The following is a 15,683-nucleotide window of genomic DNA, read 5'->3' on the forward strand; positions in this document are numbered from 1 at the left end:
CGCCCTCGGGCGCCCCTCATCCTTGCATGCTGATGATCAGCTACGCGGCTTCTCGACCATTTCCGTGGTCTCGATCTCGTCGCCGATCTGGATGTCGTTGTACTTTCCGAGGCCGATACCGGCTTCGTAGTCGGTCTTGACCTCGGTGACGTCATCCTTGAAGCGGCGCAGCGACTCGATGGCCAGGCCATCGGCGATGACGACGCCCTCGCGGATGACACGTGCCTTCGCGTTGCGCGTGATCGTTCCCGAGCGGACGATGACACCCGCGATGTTGCCGAACTTCGAGGAGCGGAACACCTCGCGGATCTCGGCGACACCCGACTTGACCTCTTCGTACTCCGGCTTGAGCATGCCCTTGAGCGAGCTCTCGATCTCATCGATCGCCGAGTAGATGACCGAGTAGAAGCGCACGTCCACGCCTTCACGTGCCGCAGCCTCACGGGCCTTCGGGTCGGGGCGGACGTTGAAGCCCACGATGATCGCGTTATCGATCGTCGCCAGGTTCACGTCGGACTCGGTGACCGCACCCACGCCGCGGTGGATGATGCGCAGCTGAACCGAGTCGTCGACCTCGATCTTGAGCAGCGACTCCTCCAGCGCCTCGACGGCACCGGAGACGTCACCCTTGATGATGAGGTTGAGCGTCTCGACCTTGCCCTCTTCGAGAGCACGGGTGAAGTCTTCCAGCGAGATGCGCTTGCGGGCCTTGGCCAGCAGGGCGTTGCGCTCGACGGCCTCACGCTTCTCAGCGATCTGGCGAGCCATGCGGTCTTCCTCGGTGACGATGAACACGTCGCCGGCGCGGGGCACGGAGTTCAGACCCTGGACCTGGACCGGTCGCGACGGAGCCGCGAACTCGACAGACTCGCCGTTCTCGTCGAGCATCGCGCGGACACGGCCGTAGGCGGTGCCGGCGACGATCGAGTCGCCGACGCGCAGCGTTCCCGACTGGATGAGGACCGTGGCCACGGAACCGCGACCCTTGTCGAGCTTCGCCTCGATGGCGACACCGCGAGCGGCCTTGTTCGGGTTGGCGGTGAGGTCGAGACCGGCATCCGCGACGAGCAGCACAGCGTCCAGGAGCTCCTGGATGCCCGTGCCCTGACGGGCCGACACGTCGACGAACATGACGTCTCCGCCGTACTCCTCGGCGACCAGACCGTACTCGGTGAGCTGCTGGCGCACCTTGCCCGGGTTGGCCTCAGGCTTGTCGACCTTGTTGACCGCGACGACGATCGGAACGCCCGCGGCCTGCGCGTGGTTGAGCGCCTCGACCGTCTGGGGCATGATGCCGTCGTCGGCTGCGACAACGAGGATCGCGAGGTCGGTGACCTGCGCACCACGGGCACGCATGGCGGTGAAGGCCTCGTGACCCGGGGTGTCGATGAACGTCACAGCGCGCTCGATGCCATCGTGCTCGGTCCACACCTGGTACGCACCGATGTGCTGGGTGATGCCGCCGGCTTCGCCCTCGATGACGTTCGTCTTGCGGATCGCGTCGAGAAGGCGGGTCTTACCGTGGTCGACGTGACCCATGACGGTGACCACAGGAGGACGGATCTCGAGATCGTCGTCGCTCTCCTCTTCGAGCTCCTTGTCGAGATCGAGACCGAAGCCCTCGAGGAGCTCCTTGTCCTCGTCCTCGGGAGAGACCATCTGGATCTTGTAGCCGAGCTCCGCGCCGAGGACCTCGAAGGTCGCCTCGTCGAGGGACTCGGTGGCCGTGGCCATCTCACCCAGGTTGAAGAGGATGGTGACGAGCGTTCCGGGCTGAACGGTGTAGCCGTTCAGGGCCTCGAGCTTGTCGGCGAAGTCGGCGATCGATGCGCCGCGACGCAGACGGATCGTCTCTCCGTTGCCCTTCTGGACGTTGACGCCGCCGACGACAGGCGCCGACCGCATCTCGAATTCTTGCCGTTTCGCCCGCCGCGACTTGCGCTGCTTCGACTTGCCGCCGCCCTTACCGAAGGCGCCTGCGGTACCACCGCCGGGACCACGGCCACGGCCTCCGCCACCACCGGGACGACCGGCGAAGCCACCACCGGGACGAGCACCGGGACCGGTGCCGCCACCGGCACCGCCGGGACGACCCGGACCGCCGGAGCGCTGCTGGAACGGAGCGCCGGGACGACCGCCCTGACCGGCGCGAGTAGCGCCGGGACGGGGCGAGCCGGGACGCGGGGCGCCCGGGCGAGGAGCACCGGGACGCGGAGCCTGCGGACGCGGGATGTTGCCCGGCGTCGGACGCTGGCCCATGCCCTGGGCGGAGGAGAACGGGTTGTTCCCCGGACGCGGGCCGGCGGGACGCTGCCCCATGCCCTGCGCAGAGGAGAACGGGTTGTTTCCGGGACGCGGAGCGCCGGGCTTGGGAGCCTCGGCCCCTTTGTCTGCGGCAGGAGCCGCGGGAGCGGCCGGGCCGGGCTTGGGAGCAGCCGGACCGGGGGTCGGTGCGGCGGGCTTCTCAGCGGCCGCGGGCTTCGCCTCGGGCGCGGGCTTGGCCTCGGGAGCAGGCTTCGGGCCGGGCTTGGGCCCGGGGGTCGGGGCCTTGGGACCGGGCTTGGCGGCGGCCGGCTTCGGACCGGGCTTCGCCGCGGCCTTCTCCTCGGAAGCGGGCTTGGCCGAGCTGTCGGCCTCGATCGCCGCACGCAGCTTACGAGCCACGGGGGGCTCGATCGTGGAGGACGGGCTCTTGACGAACTCGCCGATCTCCTTCAGCTTTGCAAGTGCGAATTTGCTGTCGACGCCGAGTTCGGCGGCAATCTCATGTACGCGTGGTTTGGCAGCCACAATTCTCCTGTCTGGGTCGGTCTGCCCAGACAGGGCAGACCACTAGTCGCGGACGGGTCTCATTTCGAGCCGTTCACTTTGTTTCCATAGCCGTTCAGCCGTTTCTCGATGGTCTGCGTGTCCAGTTCACCGGACACACGGAGTGCTCGTGCGAAAGCGCGGCGCCGCAGTGCGGCTTCGATGCATTCCTGCGTCGGATGCATCCACGCGCCCCTCCCCGGCAGAACAGCACTCTCATCGATGACGAGGATGTTGTTCTGAGCCACCACTCTGAGAAGAGCAGTTCGGGAAGCACGCATGCGACAACCGACGCATGTTCGTACAGGCTCCATCCTACACCGCACCGCTGGATGACAACTGCTCGACCTGCCGATCAGTCGAGGATGCTGTCGGGCTGGATGTCGATCTTCGCGCCGGTGAGCTTCGCGGCCAGACGGGCGTTCTGCCCCTCCTTGCCGATCGCGAGCGACAGCTGGTAGTCGGGGACGAGAGCGCGCACGGCCTTGGTGGTCGCATCGAGCACGAAAGCGCTGCTGACCTTCGCGGGCGACAGGGCATGAGCCACGAACGAGGCGAGGTCGGCGTCGAAGTCGACGATGTCGATCTTCTCGCCGGCGAGTTCCTCGGTGACGGCGCGCACACGACGGCCGAGCTCGCCGATGCAGGCCCCCTTGGCGTTGATCGCCGGGTCGTTCGCGACGACCGCGATCTTCGTGCGGTGGCCGGCCTCGCGAGCCAGGGAGACGATCTCCACGAGGCCCGCGGCGATCTCCGGGACCTCGAGCGCGAAGAGCTTGCGAACGAGTCCGGGGTGGGTGCGCGACACGGTGATCTGCGGGCCCTTCAGCCCCTTCGCGACGCTCGTGACGTAAACGCGAAGACGGGAACCGTGCGTGTACTCCTCACCGGGAACCTGCTCCTCGGGAGGAAGGATCGCCTCGACGCTGCCGAGGTCGACGTGGATCATGCGCGGGTTCGGACCCTGCTGGATCACACCGGCGACGATATCGCCCTCCTTGCCGCGGAACTCGCCGAGCACGGCCTCGTCGGCGATGTCGCGCAGCCGCTGGCTGATGACCTGCTTGGCCGCGAAAGCCGCGATGCGCCCGAAGTCGCCGGGCGTGGCATCCTCTTCTCCGATGACAGCACCCTCGTCATCGGTGACCGGCTGAAGAACGGCGACGTGGCCGGTCTTGCGGTCGAGCTCGACGCGAACGCCCTGCGGAACAACGCCATCTTCGGAGACGTGCTTTCCGTAAGCCGTCAGAACGGCCTGCTCGATGATCGTCACGAGCTCGTCGAAGGGAATCTCCTTCTCCTTCTCGATCCCGCGCAGCAGCCCCAGTTCGATGTCCATAACGGCCTCCATATTCAGCTCTCGCCGCAGCATCCTGCACGCGCGGCACCGTACAACGATACCCGCTCGGAGCCGAAGCGTCAGCCGTCGGGCTCAGCGCGCGGAGTCGAGACCGTTCACCGCGGCGATCAACCGGTACAGCCCGCCGACCTCCCGCTGGCGCAGGCGCAGCGAAATACGGGGCCGCTCGACGGCATCGCCATCGGCGATCTCCACAGCATGCGGGGGGACCGACTCGATCGCGCCATCGACGAGGAAGTGCCCGAACTCCGTGTTCAGCGCCGCGATCTCGGTCGACGTCGGCTGATTCTTCAGGCGCAGGACGAGCACGTCTTCGATCCAGCGCAGCGAGTGGTAGTTACGCCAGAAACCGGTCATCTCGGCGACCGCCGCCTCGGCGTCATCCGTCACGAGCACACGATCGAAATCGTCCGCGGAGATGACCCCCGCCGGAACCAGCGTGTCGCGGATGAACCGCTCAAGACCCCGCCAGAAGGTTCCTCCGGGCGCGTCGAGCAGCACGATCGGCATCGGCTCCGCCTTGCCCGTCTGCTGAAGCGTCAGCAGCTCGAACATCTCATCGAGCGTGCCGAAGCCGCCGGGCAGGCAGATGAACCCGGTCGATTCCTTCACGAGCATGAGCTTGCGCGTGAAGAAATACTTCATCTCGACCGAGTGGGTGTCCTTCGCGACGACCGCGTTCGGCTTCTCCTCGAACGGGAGCTTGATCGAGACGCCCAGTGCCATCTTCTCGCCGGCGCCCTCGGCGGCCGCCTGCATGATGCCGGGCCCGGCCCCGGTGACGACCATCCATCCCTGCTCGGCGAGCACGGCCGCCACCGAACGCGCCTGCTCGTAGAGGGGGTCGTCAGCCTGCGTGCGCGCCGATCCGAAGACCGTCACCTTCGGGGCACCCGCGTAGGGGCGGAACAGCCGGAAGGCATCGCGCATCTCGGTCAGCGCCGACGCGACGATCTTCAGATCCAACCGCGAGGTGTCGTCCTGCCCGAGTCCGAGCCCTGTGGTGAGGATGCGGCGCACCAGCGAGGTGTTCTCGGTGATGCCCGCCTCCGCCATGATGGCTTCGACAGCGCCGGTGATGTCGAGGTCCTTGTCGCTCATGTCAGCTCCGGAGCCGTTCGAGAGCATCGGCCAGGGCGATCGTCTCGCGCTCCCCCGTCCGGCGGTCCCACAGCTCGACCTGGCCCTCGGCCGCGCCACGGCCGACGACGAGGACGCGCGGGATGCCGACGAGCTCGGCATCACCGAACTTCACGCCGGGCGAGACCTTGGGGCGGTCGTCGTAGAGCACGTCGAGGCCGGCGGCCTCGAGGTCTTCGGCGGCCTGGGCTGCGACGTCGAAGGCGACCTGGTCGCGTCCGGCGGCGACCACGTGCACATCGAACGGCGACACGGTCGCCGGCCAGATGAGCCCCTTCTCGTCGTTGTTGAGCTCAGCGATGATCGCGAGGATGCGGGTGACGCCGATGCCGTAGGAGCCCATCGTGACCGTGACGAGCTTGCCGTTCTGGTCGAGCACCTTGAGCCCCAGCGATTCGGCGTACTTGCGTCCGAGCTGGAAGACGTGGCCGATCTCCATGCCGCGGGCGAGCTCGACCGGACCGGAGCCGTCGGGTGCCGGGTCGCCGGCGCGCACGTTGGCGATCTGCGCGATCCCATCGGCCGTGAAGTCACGGCCGGCGATGACGGAGTGCGCGTGCTTCTCGTGCACGTTCGCGCCGGTGATCCATCGGGTGCCCTCCGAGACGCGAGGGTCGAGAAGGTATCGGATGCCGGTGGCGGATTCCTCGCCGAGCACGGCGCCCTCCGGCGACCAGGGACCGATGTATCCCTTGACCAGCAGCGGGTGCTTCGCGAAGTCCTCGTCCGTGGCCGGGGAGACCTCGGCGGGTGCGAAGGCCACCTCGGCGCGCTTCTCGTCGACCTCGCGGTCTCCGGGGATGCCGACGACGACGAGTTCACGGGTGCCGTCGAGGTTCGTCAGCGCGAGTACGACGTTCTTCAGCGTGTCGGCCGCCGTGTACTCGCCGTCGAGGACGGCGTTGGAGTGCGCGACGAGCGTCTCGATCGTCGGCGTCGCGGGCGAATCGAAGATGGTGGCCGCGGGGGCGTCGTCGAACGGCACCGGTGCCGGCGCGGCGGTGGTGAACGCCTCGACATTGGCGGCGTAGCCGCCGGCGCTGCGCACGAAGGTGTCTTCACCGACCGGCGTCGGGTGCAGGAACTCCTCCGAGCGCGAACCGCCCATCGCTCCGGCATCCGCCTTCACGATCGCGTATTCGAGGCCCAGGCGCTGGAAGATGCGCTCATAGGCGTCGCGCTGCGCCATGTAGCTGGCGTCGAGGCCCTCATCGGATGCATCGAAGGAGTAGGCGTCCTTCATCGTGAACTCACGGCCGCGGAGGAGTCCTGCGCGCGGACGCGCCTCATCGCGGTACTTGTCCTGGATCTGGTAGATCGTCAGCGGGAGGTCCTTGTAGGACGAGTACATGTCCTTCACGAGCATCGTGAAGGCCTCTTCGTGGGTGGGCGCGAGCAGATAGTCGCCGCCCTTGCGGTCCTGGAGGCGGAACAGCAGGTCGCCGTACTCGTCCCAACGGCCGGTGGCCTGGTAGGGCTCGCGCGGCATGAGCGCCGGGAAGTGCACCTCCTGCGCACCCGCAGCGACCATCTCCTCGCGGATGACGGTCTCGATCTTGGCCTTGACCTTGAGCCCCAGCGGGAGCCAGGCGAAGATGCCCGCGGCCTGCGGCCGGATGTATCCGGCACGGATCAGCAGCTTGTGGCTGGCGATCTCGGCGCCGGCCGGGTCTTCACGGAGTGTGCGGAGGAAGAAGTTCGAGAGACGAGTGACCACGCGACAAGTCTAGTGACCTGTCGCGCGGTCATCGTCGCGGTCAGTTCAATGCGCGGGTGCTCGCGGGGATCACGCCATTCGCGTACAGGGACGCGGCGACGTCCTGCACCGCGGTCAGTCCCACCCGCTGGATCATCGGCCCGTAGGAGATGCGGGCGACGCCGAGCGCCTCGTACTCGGCGGCGGTGAGGGCTCCGGGCAGACCGATCACGCTGATCTTGCGCTCGCCGATCCCGTCGACGAGCTGACGGGTCGTGTCGGCGTCGAGGACGCCGGGGACGAAGACGCAGGTCGCTCCGGCATCGAGGAACGCACGGCCACGTTCGATGGCATCCGCGATGCTCTCCGGGATCGGCCGGTCTCCGGCCCGGACGAAGGCGTCGGTGCGCGCGTTGAGGACGAAGGCGATGCCCTCGGACTCGGCGGCGCGCACGATCGACTCGACGACCGCGACGGACTCGGCCAGCGGCTTGAGCCGGTCCTCGACGTTCGCTCCGACGATGCCCGCGGCGAGCGCGAGCCGGGTCGTCTCGCCGGCGTCGTCGTAGCCGTCGTCGAGGTCGGCGGTGACGGGCAGGTCGGTGGATGCTGCTATCCGCCCGACCATGTCGATCATGAGGTCGCGGGGGATCTGGCCGTCGTCGTACCCGAAGGTCGCGGCGATGGAGTGGCCGGCGGTCGCGATCGCCGTGGTCTCGGCCAGGTCGGCGACGGCTTTCGTGGAGATCACGTCCCAGGTGTTGATGACGCGGAGGATCTCAGGGGCTTCGTAGAGGGATCGGAGGGCGAGGGCCTTGTCTGCGGTGCTCATGGCTCGACGCTACCCGGCGCGGCAGCTGCCGGAACAGGGGTTGACGTGCGCTGCACGTTTAGGGTGGTGCCATGCCTCAGCGTCGCTCCCATGTCGCCCCGTCCGCCGCGCAGAGCGCTCTCGCCGATGCTCTCGCGCAGCTTCGCGAGAGTCTCGATGCCTCGGAGGAGTTCTCCGAGGAGGTGCTGGTCGAGGCATCAGCCTCGTCTGCGCCGATCCCGGATCTCGATCTGCGCGAGGTGCCGTTCGTGACTCTGGACCCGGTGGGGTCGAAGGACCTGGATCAGGCGTTCCACCTGGAGCGCGTGGGCACGGGTTTCACGGTGCGTTATGCGATCGCGGATGTTCCGGGGTTCGTCTTTCCGGGAGGCGCGGTGGATGCTGCGGCTCGCCGGCGCGGACAGACGCTGTATGCCGCGGACGGGTCGATCCCGCTGCATCCGCGCATCCTCAGCGAGGATCGCGCCTCGCTGCTCCCGGATGTCGATCGTCCGGCTCTCGTCTGGACACTCGATCTGGATGCTGCAGGGGCCGTGACGGCGTTCCGGTTGGAGCGCGCACTGGTGCGCTCGCGTGCCCAGCTCGACTACGTCTCGGTGCAGGGTTCTCTGGATCGTGGCGAGTCCGGGCCCTGGGATCTGCTGCCGGTGATCGGCGCGCTGCGCACAGCGCTCGAGGAGGAGCGCGGCGGCGCCAGCCTGAACATGCCGGATGAGGAGGTCGTCCAGCACGAGGACGGCACCTACTCGATCGAGCGGCGCAGCCCCCTGCCCGTCGAGGAGTGGAACGCGCACCTGTCGCTCATGACCGGCATGGCCGCGGCCGAGCTCATGATCGGGGCGAAGGTCGGGGTGCTGCGCACCATGCCTCGTCCGGACGATCGCGCCTTCGCGACGTTCCGCCGGCAGACCGAAGCGCTCGGGCGCCCGTGGACGGACGGCTCCTACGGTGAATACCTCCGCGGTCTGGACCGCGACGACCCGCTGACGCTGCCCATCCTCGAGGCCGCGGCGTCGCTATTCCGGGGCGCGGGCTATGCGACCTTCGATGGCGACGTGCCCGATGAGACGATCCAGGCGGCGATCGGCGCCCCCTACGCGCATGCCACCGCTCCCCTGCGCCGGCTCGTCGACCGGTGGGTGCTGACGATCTGCCTCGCCGTCTCCACGGATGCCGAGATCCCGGCCTGGGCCCGCGAGTCGCTCGATGATCTGCCCGCCCTCATGCAGGAGTCCGGGCAGCGCGCATCGCGTCTGAACGCCGACACGGTCAACCGGGTCGAGGCGGCCCTGCTCACCCCTCTGGTCGGGCAGCGCATCAGTGCGAGTGTGATCGAGTTGCGCAATGGCGGCGAGCGCGCTCAGATCCAGATCGCCGAGCCCGCCGTGACGGCAACCGCGCCGGTTCCCGCGGGCACGCAGCCGGGCGACACGGTGTCACTCACCGTGGTACGCGCAGACATCGCCCGCGGCGAGGTCGAGTTCTCGTTGTGAGCGGCTGGCACGGCGGGCGATTGACACCGGTGCAGGCGGCGTGGGTCAAGGATCGCCTGCCAGGGGTGGAGCTCGTGCAGGACATGTCCTGGGGCGTCGTGGCGTCGTTCGTGGTGCACGTGCAACAGGGCGGGCGGGATCTCGTCGTCAAGGCCGGGGACAACACGAACCATCACATCGATCGCGAGCTGTCGGCGCATCCGCGGTGGACGGCTGATCTCGTCTCCACGGGGCATGCCGCGCGGCTGATCGATTCCCTGCCCGAGGAGCGCGTACTGATCCTCGATCTTCTCCCCGGAGTACTGGTCGAGGGGCATCCGTCGGAGTATGAGGCGGACACGTACCGTCAGGCAGGAGCCCTGCTCCGGCGGTTGCACGCGCAGGAATCCCGGAACGACGCGGACTACGAGCCGCGCGCGAATGCACGCGCGCTGCAATGGCTGGACGGCGAGCATCGCGTGGTGCCGGATGCCGCGGCATGCGCCCGTCGCATCCTCGCGTCAGATCCTGCACCGGCTGCACGCGTCATCCCGGCGCACGGCGACTGGCAGCCGCGCAACTGGCTCATCGACGGCGGCGTCGTGCGGGTGATCGATTTCGGACGTTTCGGCTTCCGGCCCGCGTCATCCGATCTCACGCGGCTGACGGCCCAGCAATGGGAGAGGCGCCCTGATCTCGAGCGTGCATTCTTCGAGGGGTACGGCGACGATCCACGCAATCCGGATCGGTGGCGCATCGACCGTCTGCGCGAGGCCGTCGGCACGGCGTGCTGGGCATTCCAGGTCGGTGATGAGGAGTTCGAGGCGCAGGGGCACCGGATGCTGGCGGAGGCGCTCGCCGCTTTCTGATCGGCCGGAGGGGTTACACCCTGCGGAGGTTGTTGCGCACCGCGGACTTTCCACCGGAAAAGATCCGCTACGCGCAATACCGTCCGCCAGGTGCAACGTGCACCCCGTCGTCACCCGGGGATGAACACCTCCGGCAGCGCGCCAACGAACTCATCGAAGTGGCTGTACCAGACGGTGTGCGCGGCTCCGGGGATACTGCGCACGTCCACCCCGCGTGCGCGCATCCGCTCGGCGTCCGCCTCGGTGACGAATGCGCTCGGATCCGCGCAAACGAGGATGTCTCCCGAGCCCGGCGGATGCGAGACATCGGCGCCGCAGGAGAGATTCGCCGCCGTCTCCGGGTCGAAGTCCCGAGCCGCCGACGCTTCGACCGTCGCATCGCGATCCCTGTAGAACGGGCGGCTCGATCGCAACCAAGCCGCGTCACTGCGGCGAGCGCGGTCCGCAGCGTACTGCGCGATGAACGCCTCCCGGTCGGCGCCGCCGCCGAACTCGCAGGTCGAGTCGACGTAGACGGCGTGCGCCAGCGAGAGGCGTCCGGATGCCGCGGACAGCACCGTCGCACCGTAGGAGTGCCCGATCGCGCTACGCACCTTTCCTGGAGCGATCTTCGACACGGTCTCCACGACCGCATCGGCGGCGGAGGCGATCGTCTGGGCGGGATCCCGCGGCGAGCGTCCGTGTCCCGGTAGATCCAGGGCGATCACTCGTCGTCCGCGCTCTGCGAGCAGGTCTGCGATGCGCTCCCAGCTCTCCCCCGATCCCATCAGTCCGTGCAGCAACAGGACGACGTCGTCGCCGGTTCCGGTCTCGACGGCGTTCAGCAGCATCCGTCGAGTCAACCACGTGCACCCCGCACATGCTGCGTACCGAGGTCAGCGAGACGCCACAGACTGCGCCAGGCGACGGCGACTCAGGCGGTGACCACCTGCGCGGTTCCCAGCGGAGCATCCGGACCCATCTCGGCGGCGATGCGGTTGGCCTCTTCGATGAGCGTCTGAACGATATCGGCCTCGGGCACGGTCTTGATGACCTCGCCCTTGACGAAGATCTGTCCCTTGCCGTTGCCGGAGGCCACACCCAGGTCGGCGTCGCGCGCCTCACCGGGACCGTTGACGACGCATCCCATGACGGCCACGCGCAGCGGCACGGTCATGCCCTTGAGGCCCTCGGTGACCGAGTCGGCCAGCGTGTAGACGTCGACCTGGGCACGACCGCACGATGGGCAGGAGACGATCTCGAGCTTGCGCTCGCGCAGGTTCAGCGACTGCAGGATCTGGTGGCCGACCTTGACCTCCTCGGCCGGCGGCGCCGACAGGGACACGCGGATCGTGTCGCCGATGCCCTCCGACAGCAGGATGCCGAAAGCCGTGGCCGACTTGATCGTTCCCTGGAAAGCGGGGCCGGCCTCGGTGACGCCGAGGTGCAGAGGCCAGTCGCCCCGCTCGGCGAGCATCCGATAGGCCTTGACCATGACGATCGGGTCGTTGTGCTTGACCGAGATCTTGAAGTCGTGGAAGTCGTGCTCCTCGAACAGCGAGGCTTCCCACACCGCGCTCTCGACGAGCGCCTCAGCGGTGGCCTTTCCATATTTCGCGAGCAGGCGCTTGTCGAGCGAACCGGCGTTGACGCCGATGCGCAGCGAGACGCCGGCGGCCTTCGCGGCCTCGGCGATCTTTCCGACGTTGCCGTCGAACTCGCGAATGTTGCCCGGGTTCACACGCACCGCGCCGCAACCGGCGTCGATCGCCGTATAGATGTAGCGCGGCTGGAAATGGATGTCGGCGATCACCGGGATCTGGCTCTTCATCGCGATGATCTTCAGCGCATCCGCATCGTCCTGATGCGGAACCGCGACGCGGACGATCTCGCAGCCGGATGCCGTGAGCTCGGCGATCTGCTGGAGTGTGGCGTTGATGTCGGTCGTCTTCGTGGTCGTCATCGACTGCACGCTGACCGGGGCGTTACCTCCGACCAGCACCTTCCCGACCGAGATCTGACGGGACTTGCGACGGGGGCTCAGGACTTCGGGGACGCTCGGCATCCCAAGATTCACTGCGGGCACGCGCTCAGCCTACGCCGATGTCACGCGGCGACGCTGGACGTCGCCGGTGTGATAGTTTCAGCCCATGCTCGCGAACCTCACCTGGTGGCCCGCCTCCTAGGCGGTGTGTTCGCGTTCCCACGAATCCAGACCGCCCCCGGGGCGGTCTTTTCGTTGAGCCGCGCCGGAGCCCCGCACAGGAGACCTCGATGACTGTAAACCTGCTCGCCGAACTGGCGCGCGACTCCGAAGCATCCTTCGTGCTGATCGCACGCGATGGCGCCGAGACCATCGAGCTGCTCACCGGCGATGTCACCGACGTCGATCTGCTCGCCGATATCCCGCTCACCGTAGATGGGGAGCCACGCGAAGTCTTCGCCATGGTCCCCTACCGTCAGGTGCGGGAGCGCGGCTTCGAGGCGCAGGATGACGGCACTCCGCTGCGCTGCCTGCTGGTCGACGAGCACCACCACCTGCCGCTGGCCGAGACGCTCGCCGCACTGCCGGCCGAGACCGTCCCCCTGCACGACGCCGGCTTCGACATCACCGACGAGGACTACGCCGAGATCGTCACCCGCGTGATCCGCGACGAGATCGGCCGCGGCGAGGGCGCGAACTTCGTCATCCGCCGTGACTACACGGCCCGGGTCACGGCCGATGAGCGCACGACCGCCCTCGGCTGGTTCCGCGCGCTCCTCGAGCACGAGCGCGGCGCCTACTGGACCTTCGCCGTCATCACCCCCGGCCACATCGCGGTGGGCGCGAGTCCGGAAGCGCACGTCGTCGCACGCGACGGCATCGTCACCATGAACCCCATCTCCGGCACCTTCCGCCACCCGGCGGGAGGCGCCACGAAGGAGACCCTCGTCGAGTTCCTCTCCTCCACGAAGGAGACCGAGGAGCTGTTCATGGTCGTCGACGAGGAGCTGAAGATGATGAGCGCCGTCTGCTCCGACGGCGGACGCATCACCGGCCCGCATCTGAAGCAGATGTCGCGCCTGACCCACACCGAGTACATGCTCCGCGGGCGCAGCCGGCTGGACCCGCGCGACATCCTGCGCGAGACGATGTTCGCCCCAACGGTGACCGGCTCCCCCATGCAGAACGCCTGCGCCGTGATCCGCCGCCACGAGAGCGAGCCGCGCGGCTACTACTCGGGAGTGGCCGCGCTCTTCACCCCGAACGCCGACGGCGGGCACGACCTCGACGCCCCGATCCTCATCCGCACCGTCTACCTCGAGAAGGGACGCCTTCGCGTCCCTGTGGGGGCGACCCTGGTGCGCCATTCCGACCCGCACGGAGAGGTCAGCGAGACCCACGGCAAGGCCGCGGGAGTGCTCGGCGCGATCGGCGCGATTCCCCGCGACACGGCGACGGTCGCGCCCTCCGACCCGGATGCCCCCGACTCCCCCGCCATAAACCTGGCGCAGGACCGCGAAGTCTCCGAGCTGCTCTCATCCCGCAACGACCGCCTCGCCGAGTTCTGGCTGAACCCGCAGGATGACGGCGCCGACGGCGCCTTCGCCGGTCGCAGCGCCCTCGTGGTCGACGCCGAGGACCGTTTCACCACGATGCTCGCGCACCAGCTGCACCACCTGGGCCTCGATGCCCGCATCGTGCCGTGGAGCGATGTCACGGATGCCGAGATCGACGCCGCGGAGCTCGTCGTCGCCGGTCCCGGTCCCGGTGACCCGCGCGATGCGGGCACGCCCCGCATCGCGCGCATGCGGGAGGTCGTCGCCCGTCGCCGCGCCACCGGCGCTCCGCTGCTGGCCGTGTGCCTGAGCCACCAGATCCTCGCCGATTCTCTCGGAATCGGACTCGTGCCTCTGGATGCTCCGCATCAGGGTCTGCAGAAGGTCGTGCCCGTCTTCGACGAGGACGCCTCGATCGGCTTCTACAACACGTTCACCGCGCGCGTTCCCGCAGGTTCCATCGCGATCGGTGAGGCACAGGTATCAGCGGATCCCGTCACGGGCGACGTGTACGCCCTGCGCGGGCCCGGCTTCGCCAGCGTCCAGGGCCACCTCGAGTCGATCCTCTCGCGCGACGGCATCCGCACGCTCGAACGCCTCATCGGCGCCGCACTGGCCTGACCCGCCTTCCCCGATCGCGCGGTTCGCTCAGCCGAACAGCGCGATCGGGTTGACGACGTCGGCGATCATCAGCAGCGCACCCATCGCGATCATCGCCACGGCGACGATGACCGTGACCGGAACCAGGCGCGTCGCATCCACCGGTTTCGGAGCCGGACGGCGCCACAGCTTCGCCCACCCGCGACGCAGACCGTCCCACAGGGCGACCACAACGTGGCCTCCGTCGAGCGGGAGCAGCGGGATGAGGTTGAACACGAACAGGGCGATGTTGAGGGATCCGAGCAGGCTCAGCAGCACGACGAAGCGGTCGAGGATGGGAGCGTCCGTCGCCGCGACCTCCCCGGCGATGCGGCCGACGCCCACGACGCTGAGCGGTCCGTCCGCATCGCGCTCGGTGTCGCTGACGAGCGATGCTCCGACGTTCCACAGCTTGACCGGCAGTTGCACGACGATGCCCGCGACACGGACGGCGTTCTCGCCGACCATCTGCACGCCCGTGCCGATGGGCTGCCGGATGAGCCCCATCTGCGAGGCCATGCCGACATAGCCGACGGTGGCGATGATCTCGTCGCCCTGATCGTCCCGGAGCGCCTGCCCCGAAGCATCCGTCAACGTGCGCTCCACCGCGATCGGCGTGATCTCCAACAGCGTCTCGCGACCGTCGCGCAGAACGATCATGTCGAGCGTCTCACCGGGCGCCGCCTGCACGATCGCTGTCGTCTCCGCGAAATCGGAGACCGGTACGCCGTCGAGTGTGACGACCACGTCACCCGGACGAACATCCGCTTCGGCAGCCGGAGTCGCCGGGTCACCGGGCGCACAGGCATCCTGTTGCGTTCCGGCCGGAAGCACGCACTCGTTGACGGAGGCGATCGTCGTGGTGCCCTGCTGGAGGCCGATCCCCGAGGCGAGGACCGTGAAGATCAGCGCGGCGAGGACCAGGTTCATGAAGGGCCCGCCGAGCATGATGATGATGCGCTTGAAGATTGGCAGACGGTAGAAGACGCGTTCCTCATCGCCGGCGAGGATCGTCTCGTCATTCGCGGAGCGGGCGTCCTGGACGAGTGTGCGGAAGACGCCCCGGGCGGGCTTGCCATCGGATGCCGGGTACATGCCCGACATCGAGATGAAGCCGCCCAGCGGCAGCGCCTTGACCCCGTACTCGGTCTCACCGATCTTCTTCGACCAGATGCGCGGCCCGAAGCCGATCATGTACTGGCCGACCCGCACACCGAACAGCTTCGCGGGCACCAGGTGTCCGATCTCGTGAAGACCGATCGAGAGGGCGAGTCCCACCAGCATGAACAGGATGCCGGCGAGATAGAGCAACGTTTCCACCCGACCACGGTACTGCGCCGGGCTGTGG

Annotated in this window: 12 protein-coding genes; 3 read left to right on the forward strand and 9 right to left on the reverse strand. The window is 68.1% G+C overall.

What is annotated here, in order from left to right; translation table 11 throughout:
* Nucleotides 1-36: 36 nt before the first annotated feature.
* The 6 genes from infB to ACWAUG_RS00290 all read right to left on the reverse strand — a co-directional run bounded on the left by infB (nt 37) and on the right by ACWAUG_RS00290 (nt 7,836).
* Nucleotides 37-2,790, reverse strand: coding sequence for a translation initiation factor IF-2 (infB, locus tag ACWAUG_RS00265; protein WP_460800444.1), 2,754 nt, complete (start codon nt 2,788-2,790; stop codon nt 37-39).
* A 59-nt stretch (nt 2,791-2,849) separates the two neighbouring features.
* On the reverse strand, nt 2,850-3,122 hold the full coding sequence (locus ACWAUG_RS00270; protein WP_298038742.1) for a YlxR family protein: 273 nt from the start codon (nt 3,120-3,122) through the stop codon (nt 2,850-2,852).
* Between the two features lie 41 nt (nt 3,123-3,163).
* Entirely contained in the window at nt 3,164-4,147 is a 984-nt protein-coding gene (nusA, locus tag ACWAUG_RS00275; RefSeq protein ID WP_460800446.1) for a transcription termination factor NusA, read from the reverse strand.
* Nucleotides 4,148-4,240: 93 nt separating this feature from the next.
* Nucleotides 4,241-5,269 (reverse strand): LOG family protein, encoded by a 1,029-nt coding sequence (locus ACWAUG_RS00280; protein WP_460800448.1) that lies wholly within the window; start codon nt 5,267-5,269, stop codon nt 4,241-4,243.
* Between the two features lies 1 nt (nt 5,270).
* Entirely contained in the window at nt 5,271-7,025 is a 1,755-nt protein-coding gene (locus tag ACWAUG_RS00285; protein ID WP_460800449.1) for a proline--tRNA ligase, read from the reverse strand.
* A gap of 40 nt (nt 7,026-7,065) precedes the next feature.
* Nucleotides 7,066-7,836, reverse strand: a complete 771-nt coding sequence (locus tag ACWAUG_RS00290) for an isocitrate lyase/PEP mutase family protein (protein WP_460800451.1) — start codon at nt 7,834-7,836, stop codon at nt 7,066-7,068.
* 71 nt (nt 7,837-7,907) lie between these two features.
* Between ACWAUG_RS00290 and ACWAUG_RS00295 the strand changes: the two genes are divergently transcribed.
* Nucleotides 7,908-9,329: an RNB domain-containing ribonuclease gene (locus tag ACWAUG_RS00295; protein ID WP_460800453.1), complete on the forward strand. Its 1,422-nt coding sequence runs from the start codon at nt 7,908-7,910 to the stop codon at nt 9,327-9,329.
* The gene (locus ACWAUG_RS00300; protein WP_460800455.1) at nt 9,326-10,177 is read left to right on the forward strand and encodes a phosphotransferase family protein; all 852 of its coding nucleotides are present in this window, start codon (nt 9,326-9,328) and stop codon (nt 10,175-10,177) included. The genes ACWAUG_RS00295 and ACWAUG_RS00300 overlap by 4 nt, the downstream gene beginning before the upstream one ends.
* Nucleotides 10,178-10,287: 110 nt before the next feature.
* On the opposite strand, the gene ACWAUG_RS00305 is transcribed toward ACWAUG_RS00300, so the two are convergent.
* Both ACWAUG_RS00305 and ispG read right to left on the reverse strand, forming a co-directional pair.
* Nucleotides 10,288-11,007 carry an alpha/beta fold hydrolase gene (locus ACWAUG_RS00305; protein WP_460800457.1) on the reverse strand — a complete coding sequence of 240 codons (720 nt, stop codon included), beginning with the start codon at nt 11,005-11,007 and terminating at the stop codon, nt 10,288-10,290.
* A gap of 83 nt (nt 11,008-11,090) precedes the next feature.
* Nucleotides 11,091-12,242 (reverse strand): flavodoxin-dependent (E)-4-hydroxy-3-methylbut-2-enyl-diphosphate synthase, encoded by a 1,152-nt coding sequence (gene ispG / locus ACWAUG_RS00310; protein ID WP_460800459.1) that lies wholly within the window; start codon nt 12,240-12,242, stop codon nt 11,091-11,093.
* A gap of 188 nt (nt 12,243-12,430) precedes the next feature.
* On the opposite strand from ispG, the gene ACWAUG_RS00315 reads away from it, so the two are divergent.
* Nucleotides 12,431-14,317: an anthranilate synthase family protein gene (locus tag ACWAUG_RS00315; RefSeq protein WP_460800461.1), complete on the forward strand. Its 1,887-nt coding sequence runs from the start codon at nt 12,431-12,433 to the stop codon at nt 14,315-14,317.
* Between the two features lie 27 nt (nt 14,318-14,344).
* Here the strand turns inward: ACWAUG_RS00315 and ACWAUG_RS00320 are convergent, their stop codons facing one another.
* Entirely contained in the window at nt 14,345-15,655 is a 1,311-nt protein-coding gene (locus ACWAUG_RS00320; RefSeq protein ID WP_460800463.1) for a M50 family metallopeptidase, read from the reverse strand.
* Nucleotides 15,656-15,683: the final 28 nt, after the last annotated feature.

This window comes from Microbacterium sp. GXF6406, assembly GCF_054798215.1.